The 14,892-nt window shown below is 63.8% G+C and carries 12 protein-coding genes; 7 read left to right on the top strand and 5 right to left on the bottom strand.

The window, feature by feature from the left end:
* The first annotated feature begins 31 nt into the window (after positions 1-31).
* Positions 32-2,095: a TonB-dependent receptor gene (locus tag J5M71_RS06785; RefSeq protein ID WP_207831017.1), complete on the top strand. Its 2,064-nt coding sequence runs from the start codon at positions 32-34 to the stop codon at positions 2,093-2,095.
* A 56-nt stretch (positions 2,096-2,151) separates the two neighbouring features.
* Here the strand turns inward: J5M71_RS06785 and J5M71_RS06780 are convergent, their stop codons facing one another.
* Positions 2,152-2,709, bottom strand: coding sequence for an NAD(P)H-dependent oxidoreductase (locus J5M71_RS06780; RefSeq protein ID WP_207831015.1), 558 nt, complete (start codon positions 2,707-2,709; stop codon positions 2,152-2,154).
* Between the two features lie 157 nt (positions 2,710-2,866).
* Here J5M71_RS06780 and J5M71_RS06775 point away from each other — a divergent pair, with 157 nt between their 5' ends.
* Positions 2,867-3,085 carry a hypothetical protein gene (locus J5M71_RS06775; protein WP_207831012.1) on the top strand — a complete coding sequence of 73 codons (219 nt, stop codon included), beginning with the start codon at positions 2,867-2,869 and terminating at the stop codon, positions 3,083-3,085.
* On the opposite strand, the gene J5M71_RS06770 is transcribed toward J5M71_RS06775, so the two are convergent.
* The 4 genes from J5M71_RS06770 to J5M71_RS06755 form a co-directional block, all read right to left on the bottom strand.
* Positions 3,069-5,318 (bottom strand): Orn/Lys/Arg decarboxylase N-terminal domain-containing protein, encoded by a 2,250-nt coding sequence (locus J5M71_RS06770; RefSeq protein WP_207831278.1) that lies wholly within the window; start codon positions 5,316-5,318, stop codon positions 3,069-3,071. The two genes, J5M71_RS06775 and J5M71_RS06770, sit on opposite strands and share 17 nt — an antisense overlap.
* A 175-nt stretch (positions 5,319-5,493) precedes the next feature.
* A complete protein-coding gene (gene dnaQ / locus J5M71_RS06765; protein WP_207831009.1) occupies positions 5,494-6,252 on the bottom strand; it encodes a DNA polymerase III subunit epsilon in 759 nt (252 codons plus the stop codon).
* A gap of 51 nt (positions 6,253-6,303) precedes the next feature.
* Positions 6,304-6,750 carry a ribonuclease HI gene (gene rnhA, locus J5M71_RS06760; RefSeq protein ID WP_016711609.1) on the bottom strand — a complete coding sequence of 149 codons (447 nt, stop codon included), beginning with the start codon at positions 6,748-6,750 and terminating at the stop codon, positions 6,304-6,306.
* A 13-nt stretch (positions 6,751-6,763) separates the two neighbouring features.
* Positions 6,764-7,537 (bottom strand): methyltransferase domain-containing protein, encoded by a 774-nt coding sequence (locus J5M71_RS06755; protein WP_207831006.1) that lies wholly within the window; start codon positions 7,535-7,537, stop codon positions 6,764-6,766.
* 85 nt (positions 7,538-7,622) lie between these two features.
* Between J5M71_RS06755 and gloB the strand changes: the two genes are divergently transcribed.
* The 5 genes from gloB (at position 7,623) to J5M71_RS06730 (ending at position 14,892) form a co-directional block, all read left to right on the top strand.
* Positions 7,623-8,402, top strand: a complete 780-nt coding sequence (gloB, locus tag J5M71_RS06750) for a hydroxyacylglutathione hydrolase (RefSeq protein ID WP_207831002.1) — start codon at positions 7,623-7,625, stop codon at positions 8,400-8,402.
* 100 nt (positions 8,403-8,502) lie between these two features.
* The gene (locus J5M71_RS06745; RefSeq protein ID WP_207830999.1) at positions 8,503-9,933 is read left to right on the top strand and encodes a lytic transglycosylase domain-containing protein; all 1,431 of its coding nucleotides are present in this window, start codon (positions 8,503-8,505) and stop codon (positions 9,931-9,933) included.
* 222 nt (positions 9,934-10,155) lie between these two features.
* Entirely contained in the window at positions 10,156-11,985 is a 1,830-nt protein-coding gene (locus J5M71_RS06740; protein WP_207830998.1) for an extracellular solute-binding protein, read from the top strand.
* On the top strand, positions 11,982-13,817 hold the full coding sequence (locus J5M71_RS06735) for an extracellular solute-binding protein (protein ID WP_207830997.1): 1,836 nt from the start codon (positions 11,982-11,984) through the stop codon (positions 13,815-13,817). Before J5M71_RS06740 ends, J5M71_RS06735 begins: the two co-directional genes overlap by 4 nt.
* A 1-nt stretch (position 13,818) precedes the next feature.
* Positions 13,819-14,892 (top strand): microcin C ABC transporter permease YejB, encoded by a 1,074-nt coding sequence (locus tag J5M71_RS06730; protein ID WP_207830996.1) that lies wholly within the window; start codon positions 13,819-13,821, stop codon positions 14,890-14,892.

The raw sequence follows: 14,892 nt of genomic DNA, 5'->3' as shown, positions 1-14,892 counted from the left end.
TGTCCATTCGCCTTTCGCCTGGAGTCGTACAATGCGTTGCGTTTTGCCCCTACCATCCTGCCTCGGCCTGCTGGCTGCTTTTGCGGCCACCCAGCCCGCCCTGGCGGCACCTGCGGTCGAGTTGGGCCAGGTGCTGATCACCGATGAGGAGCAGAACGACCTGAGTGCAGCCAGCGAACGCCTGCGCGAAGTGCCGGGTGCCAGCAACCTGGTGGACATGCAGCGCGTGGGGCAAGGCCGGGTGGCCAGCAACCAGGACGTACTGGCCTACCAGCCTGGGGTGTTCGCCCAGTCGGCGGGCAACGATGGCATCAAGCTGTCGATCCGCGGTTCGGGCATCAACCGCGCACCGGGGGCCCATGGTTCCGGGGTGTACACGATGTTCGACGGCCTGCCCCTGACCGGCCCGGGCGGTACGCCCTACGAACTGTTCGAGCCGCTGTGGCTGAGCCGTGCCGATGTGCTGCGCGGCGCCAATGGCTTCGACCAGGGCGCCCTCGCCCTTGGTGGTGCGATCAACTACGTCACCCACACAGGCTACGACGCCGCCCCGCTGCAGGTGCGCTACGAAGTCGGCAGCCGCGGCTACCAGCACCGGCACATCAGCTCGGGGCAGGTGCTGGGCAACCTTGACTACTACGTGGCCCTGACCGATTCGGAATATGACGGCTACCAGGCGCACAGCAGCGGCAGTGCCAAGGGCGTTGCCGCCAATGTCGGCTACCGCTTCAACCCGAACCTGGAAACCCGCTTCTACCTGCGCTACCGGGAAACCGAGAACCAGCTGGCCGGGCGCCTGACCAAGGAGCAGATCAAGCACCACCCACGCGCGGCCAACCCGGCCTACCTGGCCCGCGACGACAGCCGGCCGCAACCGGGCAGTACCTGGGCAGGCAACAAGACCACCTTCTACCTCGACGACGATGCGCGCCTGGAAGCCGGCCTGGTCTACCACGACTACCCGATGGACCTGCGCGAAGGCCCGATGCGCCTGAAGGTGGCCTACACCGATGTCAGCGGCACCTTGAACTACTTCCGTCGCGACACCTTGTTCGGCCACGAGAGCAAGACCACCATCGGCTGGCGCACCACCAAGCACCTGCCCAACAGCGGTGCATCGCAGTTCACCCGCAATGGCGACGTGTTCGGTGAGCGCACCCGTGACTTCACCTACCAGGGCTCGGACACGGTGCTGCATGTGGGCAATGACCTGGAACTGGTACCCGACCTGTGGCTGACCACAGGCCTGGCGATGATCTACACCCGCCGTGAAAGTGATGTCACTTTCCCTGCCGAGGGCGGCAAGGTGAGCATGCATGACTGGGACTACGCGCCACGCCTTGGGCTGCGCTATGACATCAGCCCGGACCTGCAGGTGTACGGCAACCTGAGTCGCTCGGTCGAACCTCCACATCCGTGGTCCCTGATCTGGAGTTCGCCAACACCCAACCAACCGATCGAAATGCAAAACCAGACGGCCACCACACTGGAATTGGGCACACGCGGCGAATCGGCATTGGGGCATTGGGACCTGGCTTGGTACTACTCGCAGGTTCGCCATGAATTGCTGGCGGTGGAAATCGTGCAAGGCGCTCCGGCCAAGGAATTCAACGCCAGCGCCACCGTGCACCAGGGTGTGGAAGCCGGCCTCGACAGCATCCTGTGGGAGCGCACCGGCACTGGCAAGCTGAGCCTGCGTCAGGCTTATACCTTCAGTGACTTCCACTATCGCGACGACGACACGTTTGGCGACAATCGCCTGCCCGGTATCCCCATGCACTACTATCAGGCCGAGTTGCGCTACGACTGGCCAAACGGGTTCTACGCGGGGGTGAATACGCAGATGGCGTCGAAGGTGCAGGTTGACTACGCCAACAGTTACCATGCCGATGAATATGCCTTGCTCGGCGCCCGCCTGGGCTGGGATTCACCGAAGCAGGACTGGCAGACCTGGCTGGACCTGCGCAACCTGACCAACAAGCGTTATGCGGCAACGGTGACACCTGGCTACAACGATGCCGGCAAAGACAACGCCCGCTCGACGCCGGGCGAAGGCTTTGCCGTGTATGCCGGGGTTTCCTACAGCTTCCGCTAGTCCGCTGGGGGCTGCTGCGCAGCCCCTTCGATGACCGGCGCCTGAACGAACAGGCCTCAAACCGCCCTGTTCAACTTCACCCAGGAAGCGAACTTGTCAATGAACGCCTGCAAGAACGGCCGGGCCTTGTCGTTGAGCTTGCCCGAATCCTCGAACAGGCTCGCCGCGCCGCCAATGTAGGCCTCTGGCATCTGCATGCACGGCATGTCCAGAAACACCAGCGACTGGCGCACGGCATGGTTGGCGCCAAAGCCACCAATGGCCCCCGGCGACACACTGACCACCGCCGCCGGCTTGCCACTCCAGGCGCTTTGCCCGTAAGGCCGCGAGCCCACATCAATGGCATTCTTCAGGCCGCCAGGCACCGAGCGATTGTACTCCGGGGTGACGAACAGCACCGCATCACTGCGGCGGATCTCTTCGCGAAAACGCTTCCACGCGTCCGGCGCTTCGGCCTCGACATCCTCGTTGTACAACGGCAAATCACCTATCTCGACGATTTTCAGGGCAAGGCTGGACGGCGCCAGCTCCGATAGTGCGCGGGCGACCTTGCGGTTGTAGGAGTCCTTGCGCAAGCTACCGACGACCACCGCTACCGAATACACCTGGCTCATGGCAATTTCCAACCTCTGCTGGCTAAAGGGACGTTGTAGTTATAGATGACCGTTCCTCGTCGCTTTGGTTTTTTTTCCGCAGGGCGAAAACTTCCGACGCTGTTCCACGGTCTATGCCTGCAGACATTTCCCACGTAATTCAGAGGTTTCCAACCAAATGGCAGCAGTAATGGTCGGCCAGTTCCATGCCCGTGACGCCGAAGGCCGCATCTACCCCGTGCACGAGTTCCAGGAGTCGACCCTGCAATCCGACGGCAGCACGCTGGGCGTTCCCATCACCACCTATCGCCTGGCCATCGGCGACAAGGTCAACCACCTGGGTGAAAACCGCTTCGAACTGGCGCGCAGCGGCGTCGAGATCATTCGCATTCCTTGATGCAGTCCACCGTGTAGCGGCCACTTTCGTTCTGCAGGCCATGCACGTCGGCGACAAACCCAGGGAAGCCCTGGTTGAACGCCCGGGCGAATGCCAGGTAATCGAGTATCGAGCGGGTCGCCTCGGTGAACCGCTCCCCCGGCATGATCAACGGAATACCCGGCGGGTACGGTACCAGCATCACCGCAGCCACCCGTCCCGACAACGCCTCGATCGGCACCGCCTCCACCTCACCGCGCACCATCTGGTCATAGGCACGTGCCGGGCTCACGGCCACCTCCGGCAAGCGCGTGAACAGCCGCTTCAGCTGCTTGGCCGTGGCATTGGCGCGGTAGCAGCCATGCAACTGGTCGCACAGGTCGCGCAGGCCCATGCCCTGGTAGCGTGAGGCATCGGCAGCCACCACGCTCGGCAGGCAGTTGCTCAGGGCGGTATTGCCGTCATAGTGGCGCTTGAACTCCAGCAACTCGGTAAGCAAGGTACTCCACTTGCCCTTGGTGATACCCATGGAGAACAGCACCAGGAAGCTGTAGAGGCCGGTTTTCTCCACCACCAGCCCCCGCTCCCAGAGGAACTTGCTGACCACCGCCGCCGGGATGCCATGCTCGCCCAGCGCACCGCCCGCGCTCAGGCCCGGCATTACCAGGGTCACCTTCAGCGGGTCGAGCAACACATAGTCGTCTGCCACCTCGCCAAAGCCATGCCACTCCGCCCCCGGCTGCAGCAGCCAGTCCTGCGCTGCCAGGCGGTGGATGCCCTCGGCGTTCGGCGGCTGCCAGATGCTGAACCACCAGTCGTCGGCGGCGATGTGCTCGCGCAGGTTGGCCAAGGCACGGCGAAAGCTCAGCGCCTCGTCGAACATTTCTTGCAGCAGCGAACGCCCGGCCGGCCCTTCCATCATGGCCGAGGCCGCGTCCAGCGAGGCGAGGATGCTGTACTGCGGTGATGTCGAGATGTGCATCATGAACGCTTCGTTGAAGCGGTCACGGTCCAGCTGGCGCCTGGCCCCGTCCTGTACATGAATCATCGAGGCCTGGCTGAACGCAGCCAGTAGCTTGTGGGTGGAGTGAGTGCTGAACACCAGCGGGCTGTCTGCCGCACAGGCCGTGCCCATGGCATAGCGCCCGGTGAAGAACTCGTGGAACGCCGCATAGGCGAACCAGGCCTCGTCGAAGTGCAACACCTCGACACTCGCGCCCAGGGTCTGCTTGATCAGCCCGGCGTGGTAACACAGGCCGTCGTAGGTGGAGTTGGTCACCACCGCCAGCTTGATACGCTGCCCGCGATCACGGGCAAGGGGGTTGGCCTGGATCTTCGCCTGGATCGCCTCGGGGCTGAACTCGCTGAGCGGGATAGGGCCGATGATGCCCAGCTCGTTGCGCTCGGGGCACAGGTAAAGCGGAATGGCACCGGTCATGATGATCGCGTGCACCACCGATTTGTGGCAGTTGCGGTCCACCAGCACCAGGTCGTCGCGGCCGACCATGGCGTGCCAGACGATCTTGTTGGCCGTGGAGGTGCCATTGATGACGAAGAAGGTGTGGTCGGCACCGAAGTTGCGCGCGGCCCTGGCCTCGGCTTCGGCCAAGGGGCCGGTGTGATCGAGCAGCGAGCCCAGTTCCGGCACGGAAACGGACAGGTCCGAGCGCAGGGTGTTTTCCCCGAAGAACTGGTGAAAGGCCTGGCCCACCGGGCTTTTGCGGTAGGCCACACCACCGCCGTGGCCCGGGGTGTGCCAGGAATAGTTGGACTGCGCGGTGTGCTGCACCAGGGCCTTGAAGAACGGTGGCAGCAGGCCGTCGAGGTAAGCGTGTGCGGCACGCGCCACCTGGCGGGCGAGAAACGGCACGGTGTCTTCGAACAGGTAGAGAATGCCGCGCAGCTGGTTGAGCTCGCTCATGGCTTCGGCGGGGGCGTTTTCCAGGGTCACCTGTTCGCCCAAGGCGAAAATCGGCAGGTTGGGGGCGCGCAGGCGAGCCAGGCGGATCAGCTCGGCCATGTTCTGCAGCAGGTGGGTATTCTCGCCGACGCCCTCGGCGGCAATCAGCATGCAGGCCAGGCCATGGTGGGTGGCGGCGACCAGGCAGGCCTCGGCATGGTCGGCGGCGGCGAGGATGGCAAAGCCGTCCTGGCGCAATTCCTCGGCGATGCCCCGCACGCGCTCGCCAGCGACGCTGTCGGCCTTGATGGCCCGATGGACGATGAGGATGGGGAACTTGAGGTCCTTGTACATCAGGTGGCTACCTCCGAAGGACATGTCGTCCATTTCAGGGTAGTTGAGCCTTGTATTGCCTGTGCTGGCCACTTCGCGGTTGAACCCGCTCCCACAGGTACCGCATTGCATTCAAGGCCAGTCGAATTCCTGTGGGAGCGGGCGCGCCCGCGAAGAAGCCGGTACAGGCGAAAGATCAGCCAGCAGGTGTCTCGGTCAGAGACTGCCACATGGACGGCCCGCCCGCCGACTTGGCAATGGCCGCCAGACGCTCGGCATGCGCTTCCAGCTCCTCGGCACTGGCCATGATCACCCGCCCGGGCGCCCGCCCGGTAATACGGCGAATCTCGCTGCCACCAGCACCCGACCCTTCACTCTCGGCTTCGGCCCCATGCCCGGCCAGCGACAGGCTGGTCTGGCCACCGGTCATCGCCAGGTAGACGTCAGCCAGCAATTCCGAGTCGAGCAATGCGCCGTGCAGTTCACGACCCGAGTTGTCGATGTCGTAGCGTTTGCACAGCGCGTCCAGGCTGTTGCGCTGCCCCGGGTGGCGCGAGCGCGCCAGCAGCAGGGTGTCGAGGATGGTGCAGTGCTGCGAAATGTCCGCGCGGTCCTGCTGGCCCAGCAAGGCAAATTCGTTGTTGATGAAGCCAACGTCGAACGTCGCGTTGTGGATGACCAGGGTGGCGCCCTGGATGAACTCGAAGAACTCCTCGGCGACATCGCCAAAGCGTGGCTTGCCGACCAGGAAGGCATCGGTGATGCCGTGGACGTTGATGGCGCCCTCGTCACTCTCGCGGTCCGGCTGCAGGTATACGTGGAAGTGCCGCCCGGTCAGGCGCCGGCCGATGACCTCGACACAGCCGATCTCGATGATCCGGTGGCCTTCGCTGACCGGCATACCCGTGGTTTCGGTATCGAGAATGACGAACCGCTTATCTTGCTGCTGCTCCACGCGGGGCGCTCCAACTTGCATCAGTTACAAAGGCCGGAATTGTACCCCAGCTCAACGCTGCGCGCGCACCTCATCGACCCCACGGTTGGCCAGCTGGTCGGCGCGTTCGTTGCCGGGGTGGCCGATATGGCCACGCACCCACTTCCAGGTCACCTTGTGGCGGTTGACCTGCTCGTCCAGCTGCTGCCAAAGGTCGGCGTTCTTCACCGGTTCCTTGGCCGCGGTTTTCCAACCACGCTTCTTCCAGTTGACCATCCATTCGTTGATGCCTTTCATCACGTACTGCGAGTCGGTAGTCAGCACCACCTCGCATTCGCGCTTCAGCGCCATCAGCCCCTGGATCGCAGCCATCAGTTCCATGCGGTTGTTGGTGGTTTCGCGTTCGCCGCCCCACAGTTCCTTCTCGACGCCCTTGTAGATCATAAGGACGCCCCAGCCGCCTGGGCCAGGGTTGCCCTTGCAGGCACCATCGGTAAACATCTCGACGCTTTCGCTCATGTACCACTCATGTTCAGTGCTTTTCGGTATCCGGGTTGACCGCCGTGCGGTTGACCTTGGCCAGTGGCAGCGGCAGCAACTTGCCCATCGGCTCGCGACGCTCCGGGCGCAACGGCCGCAGGCCCACCACCATCTTGCGCGCCACCAGCAGGTATACCCCGCCGCCGGAACTCTGCCAGCCGCCGGCCAACCGCTCCCAGCCCGCCAGGCGTTGCTGCCAGGCCGGGGAGGCAAGCGGCGGACGATAGCACCCGAAGCGGCGTTTCTCCAGCGCGAAGCCCAGCAGGTTGAGCCAGTCGCCCACCCGCGACGGCGAGATGCAACGGGCCTTGCGCAGGGCGTCGTGGCTGAAGAAATGGCGCATGCCCCAACTGCTCCACGGGTTGATCCCGACGATCAGCAGGTGCCCGCCAGGGCGCACGGCGCTGGCCGCCTCGCGCAGCAGGCCATGGGGCGACAGGCAGAAATCCAGGCCATGCTGCAGCACCACCACGTCGGCGGCATGCTCGCTCAGCGGCCAGGCCTGCTCCTCGCAGACAATCTCCACCCCCGGCAGCGGCGCACCGAGGCGCACGTTGCGCTGCACCTGGGGCGCGCTGGGCGGCGGCTCGGCACAGGGCCCGTAGTGCACAAGGTAACCGCCGAAGAAGCGCCCGAGCTCTTCTTCCAGCAGTTTTTCCTCCTCCTTGAGCATCAGTTGGCCGAGTGGGCCATTGAACCACTCACGGGCCAGGCTGATCAGCTCGACCCAGTCCGGGTCGGCCTGGGCAAAGGCTTGGTCGGTCATTGCGCTCTCCCTCGAAGGTTCTCGCACCGCGCCATCGCGGCTAAGATGCCCTCATGTGCCACGCTAGGCGAATCGGATCCGCACCATGATACAGATCGATGCTCTCCCCGCTTTCTCCGACAACTACATCTGGTTGTTACAGGATACTGCCAAACGCCGCTGCGCGGTGGTCGATCCGGGTGACGCCGGCCCGGTGGAACGCTGGCTGTCAGCCAACCCCGAGTGGGTACTGAGCGACATCCTGGTCACCCACCACCACAACGACCACGTTGGCGGGGTGGAACGCCTCAAGCAACTGACCGGCGCGCGGGTCTGCGGCCCGGCCCAAGAACGCATTCCCTGCCGTGACCTGGCGCTGGACGAAGGCGACCAGGTGACCGTGCTGGGCGTGACCTTCCAGGTGCTGGCCGTGCCCGGCCATACCCTGGGGCATATCGCCTTGTTCAGCGACCAGCCGGCAACGCCGCTGCTGTTCAGCGGCGATACCCTGTTCGCCGCCGGTTGCGGGCGCATGTTCGAGGGCACCCCCGAACAGATGCAGCCCGCCCTCGCCCGCCTGGCGGCCCTGCCAGAGCAGACCGAGGTGTATTGCGCCCACGAATACACCTTGAGCAACCTGCGTTTCGCCAAGGCGGTGGAGCCCGGAAACCCGCATGTTCAGCAGCGGTTCGAAGACGTTACCCGTTTGCGCGCCGACAATCGCATCACCTTACCATCAACGATTGGCCTGGAACGCCTGACCAACCCCTTCCTGCGCACCTCTGAAACATTAGTTAAACAAAAAGCAGACGAATGGAAGGGGCATTCAAACCCCACGCATGTCGCTGTTTTTGCTGCCTTGAGGTCTTGGAAGGACACCTTCTGATAACCTCAAGATATATCGCAAGCGATGGTCAAAGGTTGACCAGGCCCGGAGCGGTTTCTAGAATCGCCGAAATTTTTCGCCCGGAAACCTGTGTCAGCCGATGTCTTCCCGTAGCCGCAGAACCTCTCATTCCGTCGCCCTGACGCGCCTGGCCCAAATCAGTGCGCTGGCCCTGGCCGCCACCCTGGTGGGCTGCCAGAGCACCCGTCAGCTCGACGAATCCGATAGCGTTCGCGCGCACAACTACCAGGCGCGGATCAAGCACAAACCTTCGCCACTGCTGGCCAAGCCGGCCGAGCAGGCACCACAGGACGTGTGGGAACGCATGCGCCAGGGCTTTGCCCTGCAGGACAACATCGACGTCAACCCGCGCATCGAGCAGCAACGCCTGTGGTTCGCCAGCAACCCAAGCTACATCGAAAGTGCCGGCGAGCGTGGCAGCCTCTACCTGCACTACATCGTCGAACGCCTCGAAGAGCGCGACATGCCGCTGGAGCTGGCGCTGCTGCCAGCCATCGAAAGTGCCTACAACCCGATGGCCTACTCGCGCGCGCATGCCGCGGGCATGTGGCAGTTCATTCCGTCCACCGGCCGCCACTTCAACCTGCGCCAGACCAACTTCTACGATGGCCGTCGCGACGTGACCGCCTCGACCAACGCCGCACTGGACTACCTCAGCCGCCTGCACGACATGTTCAACGGCGACTGGCTGCTGGCCCTGGCTGCCTACAATGCCGGCGAAGGCACCGTCAGCCGCGCCATCGAGCGCAACGAACGGCTCGGCCTGCCCACCGATTACTGGAACCTGCCGCTACCGCAGGAAACCCGTGACTACGTGCCCAAGCTGCTGGCCCTGTCGCAAGTGGTACTCACGCCGGAAGCCTATGGCGTGAACCTGAACCCGATCGCCAACGAACCCTACTTCGAGGCGGTGGCCATCAACGACCGCCTCGACCTGTCGCGGGTAGCGGCCTTCGCCAACATCGACGAAGACGAGCTGATCCAGCTCAACCCGGCATTCAAGAAGCGCATGACCGTGGACGGCCCGCAACAGCTGCTGGTACCGACCGCCAAGGCGCAGCTGCTGAGCGACAGCCTGTCCAACCTCAAGCCCGAGCAACTGGTCAGCCTGCAGCCGAACAAGGCCGTGTTCGCCCGCGCCGTGGCCGAAGCCAAGGCACCGGTGGCGGCGCGCAGCTACCGGGTCAAGCGCGGCGACAACCTGGGCAGCATCGCCAAGGCCAACCGCGTTTCGGTCAAGGACATCAAGCGCTGGAACCGCCTCTCCGGCAACAGCGTGCGCGCAGGCCAGGTCCTGGCCCTGCGTGGTGGCGACGCCCCGAGCGCTGCCGGCAATCGGGTGGCCGCCTCCGGGCAGCGCTCCACGCAGTACAAGGTACGCAAAGGCGATTCGCTGTACCTGGTGGCCAAGCGCTTCAACGTGGAAATGAAGCACCTCAAGCGCTGGAACCCACGCAGCGGCCATGCCCTGAAGCCAGGCCAGACCCTCACCGTATACCTCTCGCATTGATGTAGTTACAGGGGCTGCTTTGCAGCCCATTCGCGGGCACGCCAGCTCCCACAGGTTTTTCACCGCCATCAAGGCTGGTGTTGTACCTGTGGGAGCGGGCGTGCCCGCGAATGAGCCTGAGAAATACCCACTGGAAAACCCCTGTCCCCTCTCTTTTTCCAACCCCACCAAGCTGTTACTGTACCCCGATCAAAGCCCAACGCCTCTGGATCGGATGCCGACTTGATACGTCCCCTCCTGCTGTCACTCAGCCTGGCCTTGAGCTTTCCCGCAGCCGCGATGGTGAGCGAAAGCCACGGATACGCGCAGTTCGGCACGCTCAAGTACCCAGCCACATTCACCCATTTCGACTGGGTCAACCCGCAAGCGCCCAAGGGCGGCACCTTGCGGGCCATGGCTTTCGGTACCTTCGACACCCTCAACCCTTATACCTTCAAGGGGTCGAGCCCGATCACCACGCCCAATTTCCAGCAATACGGCATCAGCGAGCTGAACGAGCCGCTGATGGTCGGCACCGGCCAGTACGACCCGTCCGGCGACGAACCGACCTCCAGCTACGGCCTGATCGCCCGCTCGGTGGAGTACAGCGAGGACCGCAGCTGGGTGGTGTTCAACCTGCGCCCGGAAGCCCACTGGCATGACGGCAAGCCGATCACCTCGGCAGACGTGGCCTTCTCCTACCGCACGCTGCTCAAGGATGGCCACCCGATCTACCGCACCAACCTGCAGGAAGTGCAGCGGGTGGACATCCTTGGCCCGCTGCGCATCCGCTTCGTGTTCAAGCGCGCCGGCAACCCGTTGCTGATCCTGCGCCTGGGCGAAATGCCGGTGCTGCCCAAGCACTACTGGCAAAAGCGCGACTTCAAGGCCACCACCTTCGAACCCCCGCTGGGCAGCGGCCCCTACCGCATCACCCAGGTCCAGCCTGGGCGCCGGCTGGTGTTCGAACGGGTGAAGAACTACTGGGGCAAGGACCTGGCAGTGAACCGTGGCAAGTACAACTTCAACCGCGTGGAATATGAGTTCTACCGCGACGCCACGGTGGCCTTCGAAGCGTTCAAGGCCGGTGAGTTCGACATCTACATAGAGCACCAGGCGAAGAACTGGGCCAACGGTTACAACTTCCCGGCCGTGCGCCGCGGCGAGGTAATCAGGGTACAGATCCCGCACCGCATCCCCACGCAAACCCAGGGCCTGTTCATGAACAGCCGCCGGGCCACCTTCAGCGACCCACGGGTACGCCAGGCGCTGGGGCTGATGCTCGACTTCGAGTGGACCAACCGCGCGCTGTTCAGCGGCGCCTACCGCCGCTCGACCAGCTACTACCCCAACAGCGAATTCGCCGCCACCGGCCTGCCCACCGGCAAGGAGTGGCTGCTGCTGGCGCCGTTCCGTGACCAGTTGCCAGCCAGACTGTTCAGCGAGCCCTACACGGTCAGCCAGACCGATGGCCGTGGCATCAGCCGTCAGACTCTGCGCCAGGCCCTCGGCCTGCTCGCCGAGGCCGGCTGGAAGCTGAACGGCCAGCGCCTGGTCGACAGCAAGGGCCAGCAGCTGCACATGGAGCTGCTGCTGGTAAACCCCAACCTTGAACGCATCCTGCAACCTTATGTCGAAAATCTGGCCAGCATCGGCATCGATGCACGCTTGCGCACCGTGGACCGCGCCCAGTACAAACAGCGCCTGGACCAGTTCGATTTCGACATGATTCTGATGACCCTGAACCAGACCCTGAGCCCGGGCCTCGAACAGTGGCTGTATTTCCATTCCAGCCAGGCCGCGACCAAGGGCAGCAAGAACTATGCTGGGGTGAAGGACCCGGTGGTCGACCATCTGCTCGACACCCTGCTCGCCGCCCGCACCCGCGATGACCAGGTCGCCGCCGCCCGCGCCCTGGACCGCGTGCTCTCATGGCAGTACTACATGATTCCCAACTGGTACCTCGACAATCATCGCCTGGCCTACCGCAACCGGTTCGCCTTCGTCACCACGCCGCCCTACACCCTCGGGCTGAACAGCTGGTGGATCAAGACTTCGGAGAAAGCCCAATGACGCCAACGCACCGACTGCGCCGGCTGGCAGGCAGCCTGTTGCTCGCCTGCCTGAGCCTTCCCGCCCTGGCCGCACCGCAACACGCGCTCACCCTGTACGACGAGCCGCCCAAGTACCCGGCCGACTTCAAGCACTTCGACTACGTCAACCCTGATGCGCCCAAGGGCGGCACCTTCCGCCAGTCCAGCTTCGGCGGCTTCGACAGCCTCAACCCGTTCATCAACAAGGGCGTGCCGGCCGAGAACATCGGCATCATCTACGACACCCTGATGCGTCAGAGCCAGGACGAGCCATTCACTGAATACGGCCTGGTTGCCGGCAAGATCGAGAAAGCACCCGACAATAGCTGGGTACGCTTCTACTTGCGCCCGGAAGCCCGCTTCCATGACGGCCACCCGATGCGTGCCGACGACGTGGTGTTCACCTTCAATGCCCTGATCAAGGACGGTGCGCCGCTGTACCGCCAGTATTATGCCGACGTCGCCGAAGTGGTCGCCGAAGACCCGCTGAAGGTGCTGTTCAAGTTCAAGCACAAGAACAACCGCGAGCTACCGCTGATTCTCGGCCAGTTGCCGGTACTGCCCAGGCACTGGTACGAAAACCGCGATTTCAACCGCGGCAACCTGGAAATCCCGCTGGGCAGCGGCCCGTACAAGGTCGCCGAAGTCAAGGCCGGGCGTTCGGTGCGCTACGAACGGGTCAAGGACTACTGGGCCAAGGACCTGCCGATCAACCGCGGCTTCTACAACTTCGACGTCATGACGTTCGACTCCTACCGTGACACCACCGTCGCCCTCGAGGCCCTCAAGGCCGGGGCCTTCGACTATGGCCTGGAAGTCAGCGCAAAAAACTGGGCCACCGCCTACAACGTGCCCGCCGTGCGCGACGGCCGGCTGATCAAGGAAGAGCTGCCCAACGGCAACCCTACCGGCATGCAGGGCTTCATCTTCAACATCCGCCGCCCGGTATTCCAGGATGTGCGCGTGCGTCAGGCACTTAGCCTGCTGCTGGACTACGAATGGACCAACAAGCAGCTGTTCAACGGCGCCTACACCCGTACCGGCAGCTACTTCGACAACTCGGAAATGGCCGCTCGCGGCCTGCCCGGCCCTGGCGAGCTGAAGATTCTCGAACCGCTGCGCGGCAAAATCCCCGACCAGGTGTTCAGCGAAGCCTTCCACAACCCGGTCAGCGACGGCAGCGGCATGATCCGCGAGCAACAGCGCCAGGCCTACAAGCTGCTGCAGGAAGCCGGCTGGAAAATCGTCGACGACAAGATGGTCGACGCCCAGGGCAAGCCGGTGAGCATCGAGTTCCTGCTGGCACAGACCGAGTTCGAACGCATCCTGCTGCCGTTCAAGCGCAACCTCGCCGACCTTGGCATCGACCTGAACATCCGCCGGGTGGACGTTTCCCAGTACATCACCCGCCTGCGCTCGCGTGACTACGACATGATCGTCGGTGGCTACCCGCAGTCCAACTCCCCGGGCAACGAGCAGCGCGAGTTCTGGTCCAGTGCCGCCGCCGACAACCCCGGCAGCCGCAACTTCATCGGTCTGCGCGACCCGGCCATCGACCAGCTGGTGGAACAGCTGATCAATGCCGATTCGCGGCAGAGCCTGATCGACCACTGCAGGGCCCTCGACCGTGTGCTGCTGTGGGGCTACTACGTGATCCCCAACTGGCACATCAAGACCTGGCGCGTGGCCTACTGGAACCACATCGGCCACCCGGACGTCTCGCCCAAGTACGACATCGGCATCGACACCTGGTGGATCAAACCCGGCGTAACCCCGGCCGTCAGCGCAGCCCCTGCAGACGAGGCCGAATGACATGCTGGCCTACATCCTGCGCCGCCTGCTGCTGATCATCCCGACCCTGTTCGGCATCCTGATCATCAACTTCATCATCGTCCAGGCCGCCCCCGGCGGCCCGGTCGAGCAGATGATCGCCAAGCTCGAAGGCTTCGAAGGCGCCACCAGCCGCATTGCCGGCGGCGGTGCCGAAGTGTCCGTTGCCGGCTCCAACTACCGTGGCGCCCAGGGCCTGGACCCGGCACTGATCGCCGAGATCGAACGCATGTACGGCTTCGACAAGTCGCCGCCCGAGCGCCTGTGGATCATGATCAAGAACTACGCCCGGCTGGACTTCGGCGACAGCTTCTTCCGCGATGCCAAGGTCATCGACCTGATCCTCGAGAAGATGCCGGTGTCGATTTCGCTGGGGCTGTGGAGCACCTTGATCATGTACCTGGTGTCGATCCCGCTGGGCATCGCCAAGGCCGTGCGCCACGGCAGCCATTTCGACGTGTGGACCAGCTCGGCGATCATCGTCGGCTACGCCATCCCGGCGTTCCTGTTCGCCATCCTGCTGATCGTGCTGTTCGCCGGCGGCAGCTACTTCGACTGGTTCCCGCTGCGTGGCCTCACCTCCAACAATTTCGACGAACTGAGCACCACCGGCAAGGTGCTGGACTACTTCTGGCACCTGGTGCTGCCGATCACCGCGCTGGTCATCGGCAACTTCGCCACCATGACCTTGCTGACCAAGAACAGCTTCCTCGACGAGATCAACAAGCAGTATGTGGTCACCGCCAAGGCCAAGGGCCTGAGCCGGCCACGGGTGCTGTACGGCCATGTGTTCCGCAACGCCATGCTGCTGGTGATTGCCGGTTTCCCTTCGGCGTTCATCGGCATCTTCTTCACCGGCTCCTTGCTGATCGAGGTGATCTTCAGCCTCGACGGCCTCGGCCTGATGAGTTTCGAGGCGGCCATCAACCGCGACTACCCGGTGGTCTTCGGCACCCTGTTCATCTTCACCCTGCTGGGGCTGGTGGTGAAACTGATCGGCGACCTGACCTACACCCTGGTCGATCCACGCATCGACTTCGCCAGCCGGGAGCACTGA

The organism is Pseudomonas sp. 43(2021) (assembly GCF_017490805.1).
Lineage (GTDB): Bacteria > Pseudomonadota > Gammaproteobacteria > Pseudomonadales > Pseudomonadaceae > Aquipseudomonas.
Note: the sequence above shows the minus strand (reverse complement) of the source record. Positions and strands in the feature narration are given on the sequence as shown.

Excerpts from the sequence above, each read along its gene's own strand:
- J5M71_RS06785 (WP_207831017.1), top strand. The coding sequence starts at position 32 with ATGCGTTGCGTTTTGCCCCTACCATCCTGCCTCGGCCTGCTGGCTGCT.
- J5M71_RS06780 (WP_207831015.1), bottom strand. The coding sequence starts at position 2,709 with ATGAGCCAGGTGTATTCGGTAGCGGTGGTCGTCGGTAGCTTGCGCAAG.
- J5M71_RS06775 (WP_207831012.1), top strand. The coding sequence starts at position 2,867 with ATGGCAGCAGTAATGGTCGGCCAGTTCCATGCCCGTGACGCCGAAGGC.
- J5M71_RS06770 (WP_207831278.1), bottom strand. The coding sequence starts at position 5,318 with ATGTACAAGGACCTCAAGTTCCCCATCCTCATCGTCCATCGGGCCATC.
- rnhA (WP_016711609.1), bottom strand. The coding sequence starts at position 6,750 with ATGAGCGAAAGCGTCGAGATGTTTACCGATGGTGCCTGCAAGGGCAAC.
- J5M71_RS06755 (WP_207831006.1), bottom strand. The coding sequence starts at position 7,537 with ATGACCGACCAAGCCTTTGCCCAGGCCGACCCGGACTGGGTCGAGCTG.
- gloB (WP_207831002.1), top strand. The coding sequence starts at position 7,623 with ATGATACAGATCGATGCTCTCCCCGCTTTCTCCGACAACTACATCTGG.
- J5M71_RS06745 (WP_207830999.1), top strand. The coding sequence starts at position 8,503 with ATGTCTTCCCGTAGCCGCAGAACCTCTCATTCCGTCGCCCTGACGCGC.
- J5M71_RS06735 (WP_207830997.1), top strand. The coding sequence starts at position 11,982 with ATGACGCCAACGCACCGACTGCGCCGGCTGGCAGGCAGCCTGTTGCTC.
- J5M71_RS06730 (WP_207830996.1), top strand. The coding sequence starts at position 13,819 with ATGCTGGCCTACATCCTGCGCCGCCTGCTGCTGATCATCCCGACCCTG.